At 57.3% G+C, this 16,876-nt stretch carries 14 protein-coding genes and 2 tRNA genes; 15 read left to right on the top strand and 1 reads right to left on the bottom strand.

Annotated elements, in window-relative coordinates:
* Window positions 1-93: 93 nt before the first annotated feature.
* The 7 genes from dnaK to IEQ42_RS04330 all read left to right on the top strand — a co-directional run bounded on the left by dnaK (window position 94) and on the right by IEQ42_RS04330 (window position 9,901).
* Window positions 94-2,010 carry a molecular chaperone DnaK gene (gene dnaK / locus IEQ42_RS04360; RefSeq protein ID WP_150617089.1) on the top strand — a complete coding sequence of 639 codons (1,917 nt, stop codon included), beginning with the start codon at window positions 94-96 and terminating at the stop codon, window positions 2,008-2,010.
* Between the two features lie 296 nt (window positions 2,011-2,306).
* Window positions 2,307-3,431, top strand: a complete 1,125-nt coding sequence (gene dnaJ, locus IEQ42_RS04355; RefSeq protein ID WP_150595098.1) for a molecular chaperone DnaJ — start codon at window positions 2,307-2,309, stop codon at window positions 3,429-3,431.
* A 9-nt stretch (window positions 3,432-3,440) separates the two neighbouring features.
* Window positions 3,441-4,247, top strand: coding sequence for a 4-hydroxy-tetrahydrodipicolinate reductase (gene dapB / locus IEQ42_RS04350; protein WP_210702658.1), 807 nt, complete (start codon window positions 3,441-3,443; stop codon window positions 4,245-4,247).
* Window positions 4,248-4,504: 257 nt separating this feature from the next.
* Window positions 4,505-5,641: a glutamine-hydrolyzing carbamoyl-phosphate synthase small subunit gene (carA, locus tag IEQ42_RS04345; protein WP_210702657.1), complete on the top strand. Its 1,137-nt coding sequence runs from the start codon at window positions 4,505-4,507 to the stop codon at window positions 5,639-5,641.
* Between the two features lie 126 nt (window positions 5,642-5,767).
* Window positions 5,768-8,989, top strand: a complete 3,222-nt coding sequence (carB, locus tag IEQ42_RS04340) for a carbamoyl-phosphate synthase large subunit (protein ID WP_115147483.1) — start codon at window positions 5,768-5,770, stop codon at window positions 8,987-8,989.
* A 2-nt stretch (window positions 8,990-8,991) separates the two neighbouring features.
* Window positions 8,992-9,468 (top strand): transcription elongation factor GreA, encoded by a 477-nt coding sequence (greA, locus tag IEQ42_RS04335; RefSeq protein ID WP_042561951.1) that lies wholly within the window; start codon window positions 8,992-8,994, stop codon window positions 9,466-9,468.
* Between the two features lie 28 nt (window positions 9,469-9,496).
* Window positions 9,497-9,901, top strand: a complete 405-nt coding sequence (locus tag IEQ42_RS04330) for an MFS transporter (protein WP_210702747.1) — start codon at window positions 9,497-9,499, stop codon at window positions 9,899-9,901.
* A gap of 9 nt (window positions 9,902-9,910) precedes the next feature.
* Here the strand turns inward: IEQ42_RS04330 and IEQ42_RS04325 are convergent, their stop codons facing one another.
* Entirely contained in the window at window positions 9,911-10,219 is a 309-nt protein-coding gene (locus IEQ42_RS04325; protein ID WP_042557586.1) for a YhbY family RNA-binding protein, read from the bottom strand.
* A 101-nt stretch (window positions 10,220-10,320) separates the two neighbouring features.
* Between IEQ42_RS04325 and rlmE the strand changes: the two genes are divergently transcribed.
* The 8 genes from rlmE (at window position 10,321) to IEQ42_RS04285 (ending at window position 16,767) form a co-directional block, all read left to right on the top strand.
* A complete protein-coding gene (gene rlmE / locus IEQ42_RS04320; RefSeq protein WP_210702656.1) occupies window positions 10,321-10,950 on the top strand; it encodes a 23S rRNA (uridine(2552)-2'-O)-methyltransferase RlmE in 630 nt (209 codons plus the stop codon).
* A gap of 203 nt (window positions 10,951-11,153) precedes the next feature.
* Window positions 11,154-13,061 (top strand): ATP-dependent zinc metalloprotease FtsH, encoded by a 1,908-nt coding sequence (ftsH, locus tag IEQ42_RS04315; protein WP_042557588.1) that lies wholly within the window; start codon window positions 11,154-11,156, stop codon window positions 13,059-13,061.
* An 8-nt stretch (window positions 13,062-13,069) separates the two neighbouring features.
* The gene (gene folP, locus IEQ42_RS04310) at window positions 13,070-13,921 is read left to right on the top strand and encodes a dihydropteroate synthase (RefSeq protein WP_210702655.1); all 852 of its coding nucleotides are present in this window, start codon (window positions 13,070-13,072) and stop codon (window positions 13,919-13,921) included.
* A gap of 16 nt (window positions 13,922-13,937) precedes the next feature.
* Window positions 13,938-15,275: a phosphoglucosamine mutase gene (glmM, locus tag IEQ42_RS04305; protein WP_210702654.1), complete on the top strand. Its 1,338-nt coding sequence runs from the start codon at window positions 13,938-13,940 to the stop codon at window positions 15,273-15,275.
* Between the two features lie 65 nt (window positions 15,276-15,340).
* Window positions 15,341-16,096 carry a triose-phosphate isomerase gene (gene tpiA, locus IEQ42_RS04300; protein WP_210702653.1) on the top strand — a complete coding sequence of 252 codons (756 nt, stop codon included), beginning with the start codon at window positions 15,341-15,343 and terminating at the stop codon, window positions 16,094-16,096.
* A gap of 4 nt (window positions 16,097-16,100) precedes the next feature.
* A complete protein-coding gene (secG, locus tag IEQ42_RS04295; RefSeq protein WP_042557592.1) occupies window positions 16,101-16,487 on the top strand; it encodes a preprotein translocase subunit SecG in 387 nt (128 codons plus the stop codon).
* Between the two features lie 21 nt (window positions 16,488-16,508).
* Window positions 16,509-16,594 (top strand) — tRNA-Leu (locus tag IEQ42_RS04290).
* 96 nt (window positions 16,595-16,690) lie between these two features.
* Window positions 16,691-16,767, top strand: a tRNA-Met gene (locus tag IEQ42_RS04285).
* Window positions 16,768-16,876: the final 109 nt, after the last annotated feature.

Genomic DNA, 16,876 nt, shown 5'->3' with positions numbered 1-16,876 from the left:
CAAGGCCCCCATTTAGAAGTCAAGCGTTTAAGTGCTACCGCAGTCAGCCACCACTGCTGCGGCATCCAAATCCAAAGTTTCGGGAGAGTTAACATGGGCAAAATTATCGGTATCGACCTGGGGACTACCAACTCCTGCGTCTCCGTGCTGGAAAACGGCAAAGCAAAAGTTATTGAAAACGCTGAAGGCGCGCGTACCACGCCGTCGATCATCGCTTACGCCAACGATGGCGAAATTCTGGTTGGTCAGTCTGCCAAGCGTCAGGCAGTCACCAACCCGCACAACACTCTGTACGCAGTAAAGCGTCTGATCGGTCGTCGTTTCGACGAAGAAGTTGTGCAGAAAGACATCCAGATGGTTCCTTACAAGATCGCCAAGGCTGACAACGGCGACGCTTGGGTTGAGGTGAACGGCCAGAAAATGGCACCGCCACAAATCTCGGCTGAAATCCTGAAAAAGATGAAAAAGACCGCCGAAGATTATCTCGGCGAAGAAGTCACCGAAGCAGTTATCACTGTTCCGGCCTACTTCAACGACAGCCAGCGTCAGGCGACCAAAGACGCGGGCCGCATCGCGGGTCTGGACGTTAAACGTATCATCAACGAACCAACCGCAGCTGCTCTGGCTTACGGTATGGACAAGGCCAAGGGCGATCACACCGTGATCGTTTACGACCTGGGTGGCGGTACTTTCGACGTTTCCGTAATCGAGATCGCTGAAGTTGACGGCGAGCACCAGTTCGAAGTGTTGGCCACCAACGGTGACACGTTCCTGGGCGGTGAGGACTTCGACATTCGTCTGATCGACTACCTCGTTGACGAATTCAAGAAAGAAAGCGGCATGAACCTCAAAGGTGACCCGCTGGCCATGCAGCGCCTGAAAGAAGCCGCTGAGAAAGCCAAGATCGAGTTGTCGTCCGCTCAGTCGACCGACGTCAACCTGCCGTACATCACTGCAGATGCCACCGGTCCTAAGCACTTGAACGTGAAAATTTCGCGTTCCAAGCTCGAAGCACTGGTTGAAGACCTGGTTCAGCGCACCATCGAGCCTTGCCGCATCGCCATGAAAGACGCAGGTCTGGACGTTGGCGCGATCAACGACGTGATTCTGGTCGGTGGTCAGACCCGTATGCCGCTGGTACAGAAGCTGGTTACCGATTTCTTCGGTAAAGAAGCGCGTAAAGACGTTAACCCGGACGAAGCTGTTGCCATGGGTGCTGCCATCCAGGGCGCCGTTCTGGCTGGTGACGTGAAAGACGTTCTGCTGCTCGACGTCAGCCCGCTGACCCTGGGTATCGAAACCATGGGTGGCGTGATGACCGCGCTGATCGAGAAAAACACCACGATTCCTACCAAGAAATCGCAAGTGTTCTCGACTGCCGACGACAACCAGGGCGCCGTGACCATCCACGTCCTGCAAGGCGAGCGTAAGCAAGCCACGCAGAACAAGTCCTTGGGCAAGTTCGACCTGGCCGACATTCCACCTGCACCACGTGGCGTGCCGCAGATCGAAGTGACCTTCGACATCGACGCAAACGGCATCCTGCACGTTGGCGCGAAAGACAAGGCGACCGGCAAGACTCAGTCGATCGTGATCAAGGCCAACTCCGGCCTGTCCGACGAAGAAATCGAGCGCATGGTGCGTGACGCCGAGGCGAATGCCGAGGAAGACCGCAAGTTCGAAGAGCTGGCTGGCGCCCGTAACCAGGGTGATGCACTGGTTCACTCGACTCGCAAAATGATCGCTGACGCGGGTGACAAAGTTACCGCCGAAGAGAAGACCGCGATCGAAGCTGCCGTGGTTGCTCTGGAAGCCGCTGTGAAAGGCGACGACAAGGCTGCCATCGAAGCGAAAGTCGAAGAGCTGTCGAAAGTCTCTGCTCCGGTTGCTCAGAAGATGTACGCCGAACAGGCTCAGCCTGCTGAAGGCGCAGCACCGCAGGACGAGAAGGCTGAAAAAGCCGACGATGTTGTCGATGCTGAGTTCGAAGAAGTTAAAGACCACAAGTAAGTTGTTGGTCGGCCGGTTGACTGCCTTCAGGCGGTGACTGGTAGGATGTCGCCGCGCGGGAGCTTGCTCCCGCGTTGGCGTATCTGGAATACGCGAATTTTTACAGCATGCGACAAGGTTCGCGTGTTGGTGGTATGGCCGGGAATGCTCCTGCTTTTCGCGCCGAAAGTACCGCATGAATCAAAGACCAGGATCGTTGAATTGACGTGAGTTGGGTCCGGGCCTGTATTGGGGCTCAACGAGTTTGGCCACCTCAGGAGGGGTTTGCCGAACGTCCTCAAGAGTGCGAAGAACTTATGGCAAAGCGTGATTATTACGAAGTGTTGGGTGTTGAGCGTGGCGCAAGCGATGCGGACCTGAAGAAGGCCTACCGTCGTCTGGCGATGAAGCATCACCCGGACCGTAATCCCGATGACAAAGCGTCGGAAGATCTGTTCAAAGAGGCCAACGAGGCCTACGAAGTGCTGTCCGATTCGAGCAAGCGCGCTGCGTACGACCAGTATGGGCATGCCGGTATAGATCCGAGCATGGGTGGCGGCGGTGCTGGTTTCGGTGGTCAGAATTTCTCTGACATCTTTGGCGATGTCTTCAGTGATTTCTTCGGCGGCGGTCGCGGCGGTTCCCGTGGAGGCGCGCAGCGTGGTAGCGATTTGCGCTACACCCTGGAGCTGAATCTGGAAGAAGCAGTGCGTGGCACCTCGGTGAATATCCGCGTGCCGACACTGGTCAATTGCAAGCCGTGCGATGGTTCGGGCGCCAAGAAAGGCTCGTCGCCTTCGACGTGCCCGACGTGCGGCGGCATCGGTCAGGTGCGCATGCAGCAGGGTTTCTTTTCGGTTCAGCAGACCTGCCCGCGCTGCCATGGTCAAGGCAAGATCATTTCCGATCCGTGCGATTCCTGCCATGGCGACGGTCGTGTCGAAGAGTACAAAACCCTGTCGGTCAAAGTACCGGCCGGCGTTGATACTGGCGACCGCATCCGTCTGTCTGGTGAAGGCGAGGCGGGGACTCAGGGTGGCCCGACTGGCGATCTGTACGTGGTCATCAATGTCCGCGAACACGACATCTTCCAGCGTGACGGCAAGCATCTGTTCTGCGAAGTGCCGATCAGCTTTGTCGATGCAGCGTTGGGCGGCGAGCTGGAGATTCCGACCCTCGACGGTCGCGTCAAACTGAAAATCCCCGAAGGCACGCAGACCGGTAAACAGTTCCGCGTCCGCGGTAAGGGCGTAGCGCCAGTGCGTGGCGGTGGTGCGGGCGACCTGATGTGTCGTGTGGCCGTCGAAACCCCGGTCAATCTGAACCGTCGTCAGCGTGAATTGCTGGAAGAGTTCCGCAGCTCGTTGGCCGATGACAACAGTCATTCGCCGAAAACCACCGGTTGGTTCGACGGTGTAAAGCGCTTCTTCGGCGATTTGTAAGGAGTCGGCATGCGACGTATTGCAGTGATGGGCGCCGCCGGGCGCATGGGTAAGATTCTGGTCGAGGCCGTGCAGCAGCGCGCGCCGCTGACCGGGCTGACTGCTGCGATCGTTCGCCCGGGCAGCACGCTGATCGGCGTCGATGCCGGTGAGTTGGCATCGCTGGGGCGAATCGGCGTGCCGTTGTCTGGTCATGTCGAAGCAGTAGCGGATGAGTTCGATGTGCTGATCGATTTCACGCTGCCTGAAGTCATGCTGAAAAACCTGGCCTTCTGTCGTAAGGCAGGCAAGGCAATGGTCATCGGCACGACCGGGCTGGATGCCGCGCAGAAACATCTGTTGGCCGAGGCGGGCAAGGATATTCCCATCGTGTTCGCTGCCAACTTCAGTGTCGGGGTCAATCTGTCGCTGAAGCTGCTTGATATGGCTGCGCGTGTGCTCGGTGATGATGCGGATATCGAAATCATCGAAGCGCATCACCGGCACAAGATCGATGCGCCGTCAGGTACGGCTTTGCGCATGGGTGAAGTGATTGCCAGCGCGCTGGATCGTGATCTGCAGAAGGTTGCGGTCTATGGGCGTGAAGGCCACACCGGTGTGCGCGAGCGTGAAACCATTGGTTTTGCCACGGTGCGCGGTGGGGATGTAGTCGGTGATCACACGGTGCTGTTCGCCTGTGAAGGTGAGCGGCTCGAGATCACGCACAAGGCTTCCAGTCGCATGACGTTCGCCAAGGGTGCGGTGCGCGCTGCGTTGTGGCTGGATGGTCGCGCGCCGGGTCTTTACGACATGCAAGACGTGCTCGACCTGCATTAAATGCTACAGAAGCCGGGTTCAAACCACATGTTTGAGCCCGGTTTTATCCGCCAAGCGACGCCCTGTCGCATTCTCTGCCCTTTCGGGCTCATTGGCGGTAGACCAAAAAAGCCTTTTTCTGTAAGCTACAGCTTTAGTGTGTCCACTAAAAGCGCGCAGAATTATTCAGTGAACAAGCGGGGTGACGTGTCCATACGTCATTCCGCTTTTTTACAACCTGCGATCGCCCTTTCATGCGTTATTTACGGGAGGTCTTCTTGACTAAGCCAGCCATACTTGCCCTTGCTGATGGCAGCATTTTTCGCGGCGAAGCCATTGGTGCCGACGGTCAAACCGTTGGTGAGGTGGTGTTCAACACCGCAATGACCGGCTATCAGGAAATCCTTACCGATCCTTCCTACGCCCAACAGATCGTTACCCTGACCTACCCGCACATTGGCAACACTGGCACCACGCCAGAAGATGCCGAGTCTGATCGCGTCTGGTCTGCCGGTCTGGTCATCCGCGACCTACCGCTCGTGGCGAGCAACTGGCGTAGCACGATGTCCCTGGACGATTACCTGAAAGCCAACAATGTTGTGGCAATCGCCGGTATCGATACCCGTCGCCTGACCCGCATCCTGCGGGAAAAAGGCGCCCAGAACGGCTGCATCATGGCCGGCGACAACATCTCTGAAGAAGCCGCCATTGCCGCAGCGCAAGGCTTCCCGGGTCTGAAGGGCATGGATCTGGCGAAAGTCGTCAGCACCAAGAAGCAATACGAATGGCGCTCGACGGTCTGGGATCTGAAAACCGACAGCCACGCGACCATCGAAGCCTCCGAGCTGCCATACCACGTGGTTGCCTACGACTACGGCGTCAAGGTCAACATCCTGCGCATGCTGGTCGAGCGCGGCTGCCGCGTCACCGTCGTGCCGGCGCAAACGCCTGCTGCCGACGTACTGGCGCTGAAACCCGATGGCGTGTTCCTGTCCAACGGCCCTGGTGACCCGGAGCCATGCGACTACGCCATCAAGGCGATCAAGGAAGTGCTGGAAACCGAAATTCCGGTATTCGGCATCTGCCTCGGTCACCAGCTGCTGGCTTTGGCCTCCGGCGCCAAGACCCTGAAAATGGGCCACGGCCACCACGGTGCCAACCACCCGGTACAGGATCTGGACACTGGCGTCGTGATGATCACCAGCCAGAACCACGGTTTTGCGGTAGACGAAGAAACCCTGCCAGCCAACGTTCGCGCGATCCACAAATCGCTGTTCGACGGCACCCTGCAAGGTATCGAGCGCACCGACAAGAGCGCGTTCAGCTTCCAGGGTCACCCTGAAGCGAGCCCGGGCCCGAACGATGTGGCGCCACTGTTCGACCGCTTCATCAACGAGATGGCCAAGCGACGCTAAGCGTTCGCCTTGAGACTGTAGAGAGAAGCCCCTCGAGGGTGGCCCCGATACCGGCGGCCCCTTCGAGGCTTCAGAAATCGATCAAGACGGCTTGCCGACTGACCTGCGGATTTGAGTGACAAACCCATGCCAAAACGTACAGACATTAAAAGCATCCTGATTCTCGGCGCTGGCCCGATCGTTATCGGCCAGGCCTGCGAATTCGACTACTCAGGTGCCCAGGCTTGCAAAGCCCTGCGTGAAGAGGGTTACCGCGTCATCCTGGTGAACTCCAACCCGGCCACCATCATGACCGACCCGTCGATGGCCGACGCGACCTACATCGAACCGATCAAGTGGCAGACCGTTGCCAAGATCATCGAGAAAGAGCGTCCAGACGCACTGCTGCCGACCATGGGCGGCCAGACCGCTCTGAACTGCGCCCTCGACCTGGAGCGCGAAGGCGTTCTGGAGAAGTTCGGTGTGGAAATGATCGGCGCCAACGCCGACACCATCGACAAGGCTGAAGACCGTTCGCGTTTCGACAAGGCGATGAAGTCCATCGGCCTGGCGTGCCCGCGCTCCGGTATCGCCCACAGCATGGAAGAGGCCAACGCGGTTCTCGAAACCTTGGGCTTCCCGTGCATCATCCGTCCGTCGTTCACGATGGGCGGCACCGGTGGCGGTATCGCTTACAACCGTGAAGAGTTCGAAGAAATCTGCGCCCGTGGTCTGGACCTGTCGCCGACCAAAGAGCTGCTGATCGACGAATCGCTGATCGGCTGGAAAGAATATGAAATGGAAGTTGTCCGTGACAAAAAGGACAACTGCATCATCGTCTGCTCGATCGAAAACTTCGACCCGATGGGCGTGCACACCGGTGACTCGATCACTGTTGCCCCGGCTCAGACCCTGACCGACAAGGAATACCAGATCCTGCGTAACGCCTCCCTGGCGGTACTGCGCGAGATCGGCGTCGAGACTGGCGGTTCCAACGTGCAGTTCGGTATCTGCCCGGACACTGGCCGTATGGTCGTGATCGAAATGAACCCGCGCGTATCGCGTTCTTCGGCCCTGGCTTCGAAGGCCACCGGTTTCCCGATCGCCAAAGTCGCGGCCAAACTGGCTGTGGGCTACACCCTCGACGAACTGTCGAACGACATCACCGGCGGCAAGACCCCGGCGTCCTTCGAGCCGTCGATCGACTATGTCGTCACCAAGCTGCCTCGCTTTGCTTTCGAAAAATTCGCTAAGGCTGACGCGCGTCTGACCACTCAGATGAAGTCGGTTGGTGAGGTCATGGCGATTGGCCGGACTTTCCAGGAATCGCTGCAGAAAGCCCTGCGTGGTCTGGAAGTGGGCGTTTGCGGCCTGGACGAGAAGCTCGACCTGAGCAACCCGGAAAGCATGAGCATCCTTAAGCGCGAACTGACCGTGCCGGGTGCCGAGCGTATCTGGTACGTGGCCGACGCTTTCCGCGCCGGCATGACCGTCGAAGAAATTTTCGGCATGAACATGATCGATCCGTGGTTCCTGGTACAGATCGAAGATCTGATCAAGGATGAAGAGAAGGTCAAGACCCTGGGTCTGTCCGCTATCGACCGCGATCTGATGTTCAAGCTCAAGCGCAAAGGCTTCTCCGATCAGCGTCTGGCCAAGCTGCTGGGTGTTACCGAGAAGAACCTGCGGACTCATCGTCACAAGCTGGAAGTGTTCCCGGTCTACAAGCGCGTTGATACCTGTGCTGCCGAGTTCGCCACTGATACCGCCTATCTGTATTCGACTTACGAGGAAGAATGCGAAGCAGCGCCGTCGGGTCGCGACAAGATCATCATCCTCGGCGGTGGTCCAAACCGTATCGGTCAGGGCATCGAGTTCGACTACTGCTGCGTACACGCCGCCCTCGCTTTGCGCGAAGACGGGTACGAGACCATCATGGTCAACTGCAACCCGGAAACCGTTTCAACTGACTACGACACTTCCGACCGTCTGTACTTCGAATCGGTAACCCTGGAAGACGTGCTGGAAATCTGCCGCGTCGAGAAGCCGAAAGGCGTCATCGTCCAGTACGGCGGCCAGACCCCGCTGAAACTGGCTCGCGCCCTGGAAGCTGCTGGCGTGCCGATCATCGGCACCAGCCCTGACGCCATCGACCGCGCCGAAGACCGTGAGCGCTTCCAGCAAATGGTTGAGCGCCTGAACCTGCGTCAGCCGCCAAACGCTACCGTGCGCAGCGAAGACGAAGCCATTCGCGCTGCGGCCAAGATCGGTTATCCGCTGGTGGTTCGCCCGTCCTACGTGTTGGGCGGCCGTGCGATGGAAATCGTCTACGAAGAAGAAGAACTCAAGCGCTATCTGCGTGATGCAGTGAAAGTGTCCAACGACAGCCCGGTGCTGCTCGACCACTTCCTCAACTGCGCCATCGAGATGGACGTGGATGCGGTCTGCGACGGCAAAGACGTGGTCATCGGCGCGATCATGCAGCACATCGAACAGGCTGGCGTTCACTCCGGTGACTCCGCTTGCTCGCTGCCACCGTACTCGCTGCCGGCGCACATCCAGGACGAGATGCGCGAACAGGTCAAGAAAATGGCCCTGGAACTGGGCGTTGTCGGCCTGATGAACGTGCAGTTGGCACTGCAAGGCGAAGACATCTACGTCATCGAAGTCAACCCGCGCGCTTCCCGAACCGTGCCGTTCGTATCCAAGTGCATCGGTGTTTCCCTAGCCATGATCGCGGCTCGCGTGATGGCAGGTAAAACCCTGAAAGAAATCGGCTTCACCAAAGAAATCATTCCGAACTTCTACAGCGTGAAAGAGGCGGTCTTCCCGTTCGCCAAATTCCCTGGCGTTGATCCGATCCTCGGCCCTGAAATGAAGTCGACTGGTGAAGTGATGGGTGTCGGCGACACCTTCGGTGAAGCATTCGCCAAAGCCCAGATGGGCGCGAGCGAAGTGCTGCCAACTGGCGGCACTGCATTCATCAGTGTGCGTGACGATGACAAACCACTGGTTGCAGGCGTGGCCCGTGATCTGATCAACTTGGGCTTCGAAGTGGTTGCCACTGCCGGTACTGCCAAGCTGATCGAAGCCGCAGGCCTGAAAGTGCGTCGTGTGAACAAGGTGACCGAGGGTCGTCCGCACGTGGTCGACATGATCAAGAATGACGAAGTCACGCTGATCATCAACACCACCGAAGGTCGCCAGTCGATCGCCGATTCCTACTCCATTCGTCGTAATGCCTTGCAGCACAAGATTTACTGCACCACCACCATTGCTGCTGGCGAAGCTATCTGTGAAGCGCTGAAATTCGGTCCGGAAAAGACCGTGCGTCGCTTGCAGGATCTACACGCAGGATTGAAGGCATGAGCATAACCAAGTACCCAATGACAGTTCAGGGCGCGAAAGCCCTGGAAGAAGAACACACTCACCTGACCAAGGTTGTCCGTCCGAAGCTCAGCCAGGACATCGGGACGGCCCGCGAGTTGGGTGACCTGAAAGAAAACGCGGAATACCATGCCGCCCGCGAACAGCAGGGCATGGTCGAGGCGCGGATTCGTGACATCGAAGGCCGGATTCAGAATCAGGTCATCATTGATGTCACGACCATTCCTCATACCGGCAAAGTGATCTTCGGTACCACCGTCGAAATCGCCAATGTCGAGACGGATGAAAGCGTCACTTACCACATCGTGGGTGAGGATGAGGCTGACTTCAAACTCGGCAAGATTTCGGTCGGTTCGCCTCTGGCCCGCGCCTTGATCGGCAAGGAAGAGGGCGATACGGTCGCCGTGAAAACGCCAGGCGGCGTTATCGAGTACGAGATTGTCGAAGTCCGTCACATCTGAAACCGGGCGCCCGCTGCATGCGGGCGCCATGCTTTGGCAGCTGACCCAGATGTTGTGGGTTGGCGGTCTCTGGCTGATTCATTTCGGTTTGCAGCCGGCGTTGGTCAAGATTGGCCTGGCGCCGCTGTTGATCGACGAAGTTGCCAGTGCATTTGAAGGGCTGGTGGTGGGTTTTTCCGCTGCATGCGTGATATTTCAGGCTTTGGTGCTTTTACAGGCCGAGGGCCTTGCCAGTCTATGGCGGGATTTTCGCGGGCAGGTGCTGTTGATGGCGTTGTACGCGTGTGCGATGTATTTCGCAGTGCGTGTCGGCTGGCCGGATGCGCAGCGCTGGCAGGTGTTCAGTTATCTGGTGCTGGGGTTTTCCGGGCTGGTGCTGGTGATGCAACCGGTACCGGGATGGAGTGGCAGGGTGCGCGAAGCACACCCTTGACCCTTGTCATCACTTGAAGCGATGAACGTTCGACAGCTGCTTGTTGACGCTGAAGTTCTTGCGGTAAAGCAGTGCCATCTTGCCGATGACCTGAACCAGATCCGCCTTGCCGACCTTGCACAGCTCTGCAATGGACGCCAGGCGCGACTCGCGATCGAGGATGTTGAGCTTGATTTTGATCAGCTCGTGATCCGCCAAAGCGCGTTCAAGTTCGGCTAACACACCTTCAGTCAAACCGTTGTCAGCCACAGTCAAAACTGGTTTCAGATGGTGGCCAATGGATTTGTACTGTTTCTTCTGCTCTGGAGTGAGCGGCATAATCTGACCCTTTCGTCTGGATTCTGTAAAATGGCGGCCATTTTACCCGAGGGTTCGTGGATCCGCCCAACTAATCACGACCCTTATCATCGAGGTGCCCAATGGCGCGTTCCAAGACAAGCCTTGGTTGGCTGAAAAGACATGTCAATGATCCCTATGTGAAGCAGGCGCAGAAGGATGGCTACCGTTCGCGTGCGAGTTACAAACTTCTGGAGGTCCAGGAGAAATACAAGCTGATCCGTCCTGGCATGAGCGTTGTCGACCTGGGTGCGGCGCCTGGTGGCTGGTCTCAGGTCACTAGCCGGCTGATCGGTGGTCAGGGGCGTCTGATCGCCTCGGACATCCTGGAGATGGACAGTATTCCTGACGTGACTTTCATTCATGGGGACTTCACGGAAGACGCAGTGCTCGCACGCATCCTTGAAGCCGTGGGTAATTCGCAGGTGGACCTTGTGATTTCCGATATGGCCCCCAATATGAGTGGTACGCCTGAAGTGGATATGCCCAAAGCCATGTTTCTTTGCGAGCTGGCTCTTGATTTGGCGGAGCGGATACTCAAGCCAGGTGGTAATTTCGTTATCAAGATTTTTCAGGGCGAAGGGTTCGATGTTTACCTGAAGGATGCTCGCAAGAAGTTCGACAAGATCCAGATGATCAAGCCGGATTCGTCCCGGGGCAGTTCCCGAGAGCAATACATGCTGGCTTGGGGCTACCGCGGCCGTAGCGAGTAAAACGACGTAATTCGACCAGGGCGATAGGTTTTTCGCATTTCGCTCCGGGCGCATTAACGAATATTGTGTAGAAAGTGTTTCACAAAGGGTTACAGACGGCGCCTGCCAGAGTTGTAGGTAATGTAGTAAGTTAGGCCGGTGAATATCATGCGAAGCGCGCGCCAGTAGCGGAGCTTGCTTCAGAGGGTAGTTAATTGAACGATATGGCAAAGAATCTGATCCTGTGGTTGATCATCGCGGCTGTCCTGGTGACGGTGATGAACAACTTCTCCAGCCCTAACGAGCCGCAGACCCTCAACTATTCCGACTTCATCCAGCAGGTCAAGGATGGAAAGGTCGAGCGCGTAGCCGTTGATGGTTATGTGATTACCGGCAAACGCAGCGATGGCGACAGCTTCAAGACCATTCGTCCGGCTATTCAGGACAATGGCCTGATCGGCGATCTGGTCGACAACCACGTTGTGGTTGAAGGCAAGCAGCCTGAGCAGCAAAGCATCTGGACCCAGCTTCTGGTGGCCAGCTTCCCGATCCTGGTGATCATCGCGGTGTTCATGTTCTTCATGCGCCAGATGCAGGGCGGTGCCGGTGGCAAGGGCGGGCCGATGAGCTTTGGCAAGAGCAAGGCGCGCCTGCTGTCCGAAGATCAGGTTAAAACCACTTTGGCTGACGTTGCCGGTTGCGATGAAGCCAAGGAAGAAGTTGGCGAATTGGTTGAGTTCCTCCGTGATCCGGGCAAGTTCCAGCGTCTGGGCGGTCGAATTCCTCGCGGTGTCTTGATGGTCGGCCCTCCGGGTACCGGTAAAACCTTGCTGGCCAAGGCAATCGCCGGCGAGGCCAAGGTGCCGTTCTTCACCATTTCCGGTTCCGACTTTGTCGAGATGTTCGTTGGTGTCGGTGCGAGCCGCGTCCGTGACATGTTCGAGCAGGCCAAGAAGCACGCTCCATGCATCATCTTTATCGACGAAATCGACGCCGTCGGTCGCCATCGTGGCGCCGGCATGGGCGGTGGACACGATGAACGTGAGCAGACTCTCAACCAGTTGCTGGTTGAGATGGACGGCTTTGAAATGAATGACGGCATCATCGTGATCGCTGCAACCAACCGTCCTGACGTACTCGACCCTGCGCTTCTGCGTCCGGGCCGTTTCGACCGCCAGGTTGTTGTTGGTCTGCCGGACATCCGTGGTCGCGAACAGATTCTCAAGGTTCACATGCGCAAAGTGCCAATGGGCGACGACGTCGCTCCGGGTGTTATCGCGCGTGGTACCCCGGGCTTCTCCGGTGCCGACCTGGCCAACCTGGTCAACGAGGCATCGCTGTTCGCTGCTCGCAGCGGCAAGCGCATCGTCGAGATGAAGGAATTCGAGCTGGCCAAAGACAAGATCATGATGGGCGCCGAGCGCAAATCGATGGTCATGTCCGAGAAAGAAAAACAGAACACTGCTTATCACGAAGCGGGCCACGCTATTGTTGGTCGCGTCGTGCCTGAGCATGATCCGGTCTACAAAGTGTCGATCATTCCGCGCGGTCGTGCACTGGGTGTGACGATGTTCCTGCCGGAAGAAGATCGCTATAGCCTGTCAAAGCGTGCGTTGATCAGTCAGATCTGCTCGCTGTACGGCGGCCGTATTGCTGAAGAAATGACCCTGGGCTTCGACGGTGTCACCACTGGTGCTTCCAACGACATCATGCGTGCAAGTCAGATTGCGCGAAACATGGTGACCAAGTGGGGCCTGTCGGAAAAACTTGGTCCGCTGATGTATGCCGAAGAAGAGGGAGAAGTGTTCCTCGGTCGCGGCGGTGGTGGCCAGGCTGCCAGCTTCTCCGGTGATACTGCCAAGCTGATCGACTCCGAAGTGCGCAGCATCATTGATCAGTGCTACGGCACGGCCAAGCAGATCCTCACGGACAACCGTGACAAGCTCGATGCGATGGCTGATGCTTTGATGAAGTACGAGACAATCGACGCTGAACAGATCGACGACATCATGGCTGGCCGCACGCCTCGCGAGCCTCGCGATTGGTCGGGTGGTACCGGTACACCGCCGCCTCCAGTTGTCCAGGATGAGCGTCCGGAAACACCGATTGGCGGCCCGGCTGCTGACGTTTAAGGTTTGAAATGACTTCTGTTCAGTCCCTGACCCGGTTGCCTTGCGGCAACCGGGTTCTTGATTTGGCCCAGACGCATGTCATGGGCATTCTCAATGTCACTCCCGATTCCTTTTCCGATGGCGGTCGATACAACCAGCTCGACGAGGCCTTGCGCCACGCCGAAGCCATGGTTGCGGCTGGCGCGACGTTAGTTGATGTTGGCGGCGAATCCACTCGCCCTGGCGCGCGCGCGGTGTCGCCGCTGGAAGAGCTCGAGCGCGTTGCGCCTATTGTCGAGTTGATCAATCGCGAACTCGACGTGATCATCTCGGTCGATACGTCGACACCTGCCGTGATGCGCGAAACCGCGCGGCTGGGAGCAGGGTTGATCAACGATGTGCGATCGCTACGGCGTGATGGGGCACTTGATGCGGCAGCGGCAACCGGTTTGCCTGTGTGCCTCATGCATATGCTCGGAGAGCCGGGTGATATGCAGGACAATCCTCAATACGATGATGTGACTCGGGAAGTAGGCGAGTTTCTCGCCGAGCGCATGGCGCGATGTGCATTGGCAGGTATTCCGGCTGATCGAATCATCCTTGATCCCGGTTTTGGCTTCGCCAAAACCCTGCAGCACAACCTTAGCTTGTTCAAGCATATGGAAGCCCTGCATGCGCTGGGTCGCCCCTTGCTGGTGGGTGTTTCGCGCAAGAGCATGATCGGGCATGCATTGAATCGCCCTGTGGGCGAACGTTTGTATGGTGGTCTGGCTCTGGCGGCACTGGCGTCGGTCAAGGGGGCGCGTATATTGCGTGTCCATGATGTGGCGCAAACGATAGATGTCGTGCGGATGATCGCGGCCGTCGAATCAGCCGAATAAAAATGATGGAGCACTTATGAGCAAGAAATATTTTGGTACTGACGGCATTCGTGGTCGAGTCGGTGAATATCCGATTACTCCTGACTTCATGCTCAAGCTTGGCTGGGCTGCCGGCATGGCGTTCCGCAAGATGGGTGCCTGCAAGGTGCTGGTCGGCAAAGACACGCGAATTTCCGGCTACATGTTCGAGTCGGCGCTCGAGGCTGGTCTGACATCGGCAGGTGCCGATGTCATGCTGCTCGGTCCAATGCCGACGCCCGCCATTGCTTACCTGGCGCGCACGTTCCAGGCTGAGGCTGGCATAGTGATCAGTGCTTCGCACAACCCGCATGATGACAACGGCATCAAATTCTTCTCCGGAAAAGGTACCAAGCTTCCGGACGAGGTGGAGTTGATGATCGAAGAGCTGCTCGACACCCCGATGACCGTGGTCGAGTCGAGCAAGATCGGTAAGGTGTCGCGGATCAACGATGCGTCAGGCCGTTACATTGAGTTCTGCAAGAGCAGTGTGCCTACCGGCACCACTTTTTCCGGGCTGAAAGTTGTCATCGACTGCGCCCACGGCGCCACCTATAAGGTTGCTCCAAGCGTTTTCCGTGAGCTTGGTGCAGACGTTGTCGTTCTATCGGCCCAACCCAATGGCCTGAATATCAATGACAACTGCGGTTCGACCCATATGGGTCAGCTGCAGGCGGCAGTATTGTCAGAGCACGCTGACCTGGGTATCGCCTTTGATGGTGATGGCGATCGCGTATTGATGGTCGATCACACCGGCGCCATCGTCGATGGCGACGAGTTGCTGTTCATCATTGCGCGTGATTTGCATGAGCGTGGAAAGCTGCAGGGCGGTGTGGTCGGCACCCTGATGAGTAACCTTGGTCTGGAATTGGCGCTCGCCGATCTTTCGATTCCATTCATTCGTGCCAATGTCGGCGATCGCTATGTGATCGCAGAATTGCTGGAGCGTAATTGGCTGGTCGGTGGTGAGAACTCTGGGCATGTCGTTTGCTTCAATCACACCACGACGGGCGACGCGATCATTGCGGCTCTGCAGGTGCTGATGGCGCTCAAAATGCGTAACGAAGGCCTGGCGCTCGCTCGCCAAGCGTTGCGCAAGTGTCCTCAGGTGCTGATCAATGTGCGTTTCGGCGGTGGCGAAAGCCCGCTGGAGCATCCGGCAGTCAAGGAAGCCAGCGCGCGCGTAACCCAGGCAATGGCGGGGCGTGGACGTGTGCTTTTGCGCAAGTCCGGCACAGAGCCTCTGGTGCGCGTGATGGTCGAAGGCGAGGACGAAACCCTTGTTCGCGGCTATGCCGAAGAACTGGCGAAACTGGTAACTGAAGTTTCTGCCTGATACGGCTTGCAAGCCATGATTGTGTTGGGTAACATCTGCGCCCACTTTGACCGACGAGGTACAGCATGCGTCGCCCTATGGTAGCTGGTAACTGGAAGATGCACGGTACCCGCGCCAGCGTCGCTGAGCTGATCAACGGCCTTCGTCATCTGGCCTTGCCAAGCGGTGTTGATGTCGCAGTATTCCCGCCTTGCTTGCATATCAATCAAGTGATTGATGGCTTGAAAGGCAAGTCGATTTCGGTCGGCGCGCAGAATTCTGCGGTGGAATCCATGCAAGGTGCATTGACCGGTGAGATTGCGCCGAGTCAGTTGGTGGATGCAGGTTGTTCCCTGGTGCTTGTCGGGCACTCCGAACGCCGTCAGATGATGGGCGAGCGAGACGGAATGCTGAATCGCAAGTTCGCAGCGGCACAGGCATGTGGCTTGATTCCGGTGTTGTGTATAGGGGAAACCCTTGAGCAGCGCGAAGCCGGTAAAACTCTTGAAGTTGTCGGGCGTCAGCTGGGCAGCATCATTGAGGAGCTGGGTGTAGGTGCTTTTGCCAAGGCGGTAATAGCTTACGAGCCGGTCTGGGCCATTGGTACCGGGCTGACCGCAACGCCGCAGCAGGCTCAGGATGTGCATAAAGCCATTCGTGAGCAGTTGGCGGCAGAGAATTCTGAAGTCGCACGAGGTGTGCGGCTTCTATACGGCGGCAGCGTGAAGGCGGCCAATGCGGTCGAACTGTTCGGCATGCCGGATATCGATGGGGGGCTCATTGGTGGAGCTTCCCTGAATGCAGATGAGTTCGGTGCGATCTGTCGCGCCGCGGGAAACTGAAAAAATGCTGGAAACAGTCGTAGTCGTTTTTCATCTGCTGGGTGCATTGGGCGTAGTTGCTCTGGTTTTGCTGCAGCAGGGTAAGGGTGCGGACGCTGGCGCGTCTTTCGGAGCAGGTGCTTCAAATACTGTCTTCGGAAGCCAAGGTTCCTCTACCTTTCTTAGTAAGTTTACTGCTATACTTGCCGCCGGTTTCTTCATAACCAGCTTGGGGTTAGGTTACTTTGCTAAAGAGAAAGCTCATCAGCTGACTCAAGCAGGTTTGCCAGATCCAGCAGTGTTGGAAGTACCTAAGCAGCAACAACCGGCTTCTGATGATGTCCCGGTGCTTCAAGAGCAAAAGTCGGCTTCTCCAGCGACTGACGTACCTCCAGCTCAAGAGCAAAAGTAAGAAGGGTTTCACTGTAGTTTTGCCGAGGTGGTGGAATTGGTAGACACGCAACCTTGAGGTGGTTGTGCCCATAGGGTGTAGGGGTTCGAGTCCCCTTCTCGGTACCAATTAGTCAGGATAGCCCGCTGTTGCGGGCTTTCTTGCAGGTGGAAGGTAGATTGACCCTATAAGGGATCGGTCGTATACTTCCGCCCCAGCTTTGTCGCGGGGTGGAGCAGTCTGGTAGCTCGTCGGGCTCATAACCCGAAGGTCGTCGGTTCAAATCCGGCCCCCGCAACCAGTTTAAAGAGCCCCTTTTAAGGGGCTTTTTGTTAGCTGGACACTTTCAACGCCGCTGTTCGACGGCGTTTCAAGGATGGGCGTTTCGCCCATTTTTTTATTCTGCATAG

Source organism: Pseudomonas iridis, assembly GCF_017980685.1.
GTDB lineage: Bacteria > Pseudomonadota > Gammaproteobacteria > Pseudomonadales > Pseudomonadaceae > Aquipseudomonas > Aquipseudomonas iridis.
The sequence above is the reverse complement of the archived record's forward strand: the minus strand, read 5'-3'. Positions and strand labels throughout refer to the sequence as shown.

What these genes read in the sequence shown, in the direction of transcription:
- ftsH (WP_042557588.1), top strand. Translation starts at nt 11,154, where the DNA reads ATGGCAAAGAATCTGATCCTGTGGTTGATCATCGCGGCTGTCCTGGTG.
- tpiA (WP_210702653.1), top strand. Translation starts at nt 15,341, where the DNA reads ATGCGTCGCCCTATGGTAGCTGGTAACTGGAAGATGCACGGTACCCGC.
- IEQ42_RS04325 (WP_042557586.1), bottom strand. Translation starts at nt 10,219, where the DNA reads ATGCCGCTCACTCCAGAGCAGAAGAAACAGTACAAATCCATTGGCCAC.
- carB (WP_115147483.1), top strand. Translation starts at nt 5,768, where the DNA reads ATGCCAAAACGTACAGACATTAAAAGCATCCTGATTCTCGGCGCTGGC.
- rlmE (WP_210702656.1), top strand. Translation starts at nt 10,321, where the DNA reads ATGGCGCGTTCCAAGACAAGCCTTGGTTGGCTGAAAAGACATGTCAAT.
- dapB (WP_210702658.1), top strand. Translation starts at nt 3,441, where the DNA reads ATGCGACGTATTGCAGTGATGGGCGCCGCCGGGCGCATGGGTAAGATT.
- secG (WP_042557592.1), top strand. Translation starts at nt 16,101, where the DNA reads ATGCTGGAAACAGTCGTAGTCGTTTTTCATCTGCTGGGTGCATTGGGC.
- dnaJ (WP_150595098.1), top strand. Translation starts at nt 2,307, where the DNA reads ATGGCAAAGCGTGATTATTACGAAGTGTTGGGTGTTGAGCGTGGCGCA.
- dnaK (WP_150617089.1), top strand. Translation starts at nt 94, where the DNA reads ATGGGCAAAATTATCGGTATCGACCTGGGGACTACCAACTCCTGCGTC.
- glmM (WP_210702654.1), top strand. Translation starts at nt 13,938, where the DNA reads ATGAGCAAGAAATATTTTGGTACTGACGGCATTCGTGGTCGAGTCGGT.
- folP (WP_210702655.1), top strand. Translation starts at nt 13,070, where the DNA reads ATGACTTCTGTTCAGTCCCTGACCCGGTTGCCTTGCGGCAACCGGGTT.
- IEQ42_RS04330 (WP_210702747.1), top strand. Translation starts at nt 9,497, where the DNA reads ATGCTTTGGCAGCTGACCCAGATGTTGTGGGTTGGCGGTCTCTGGCTG.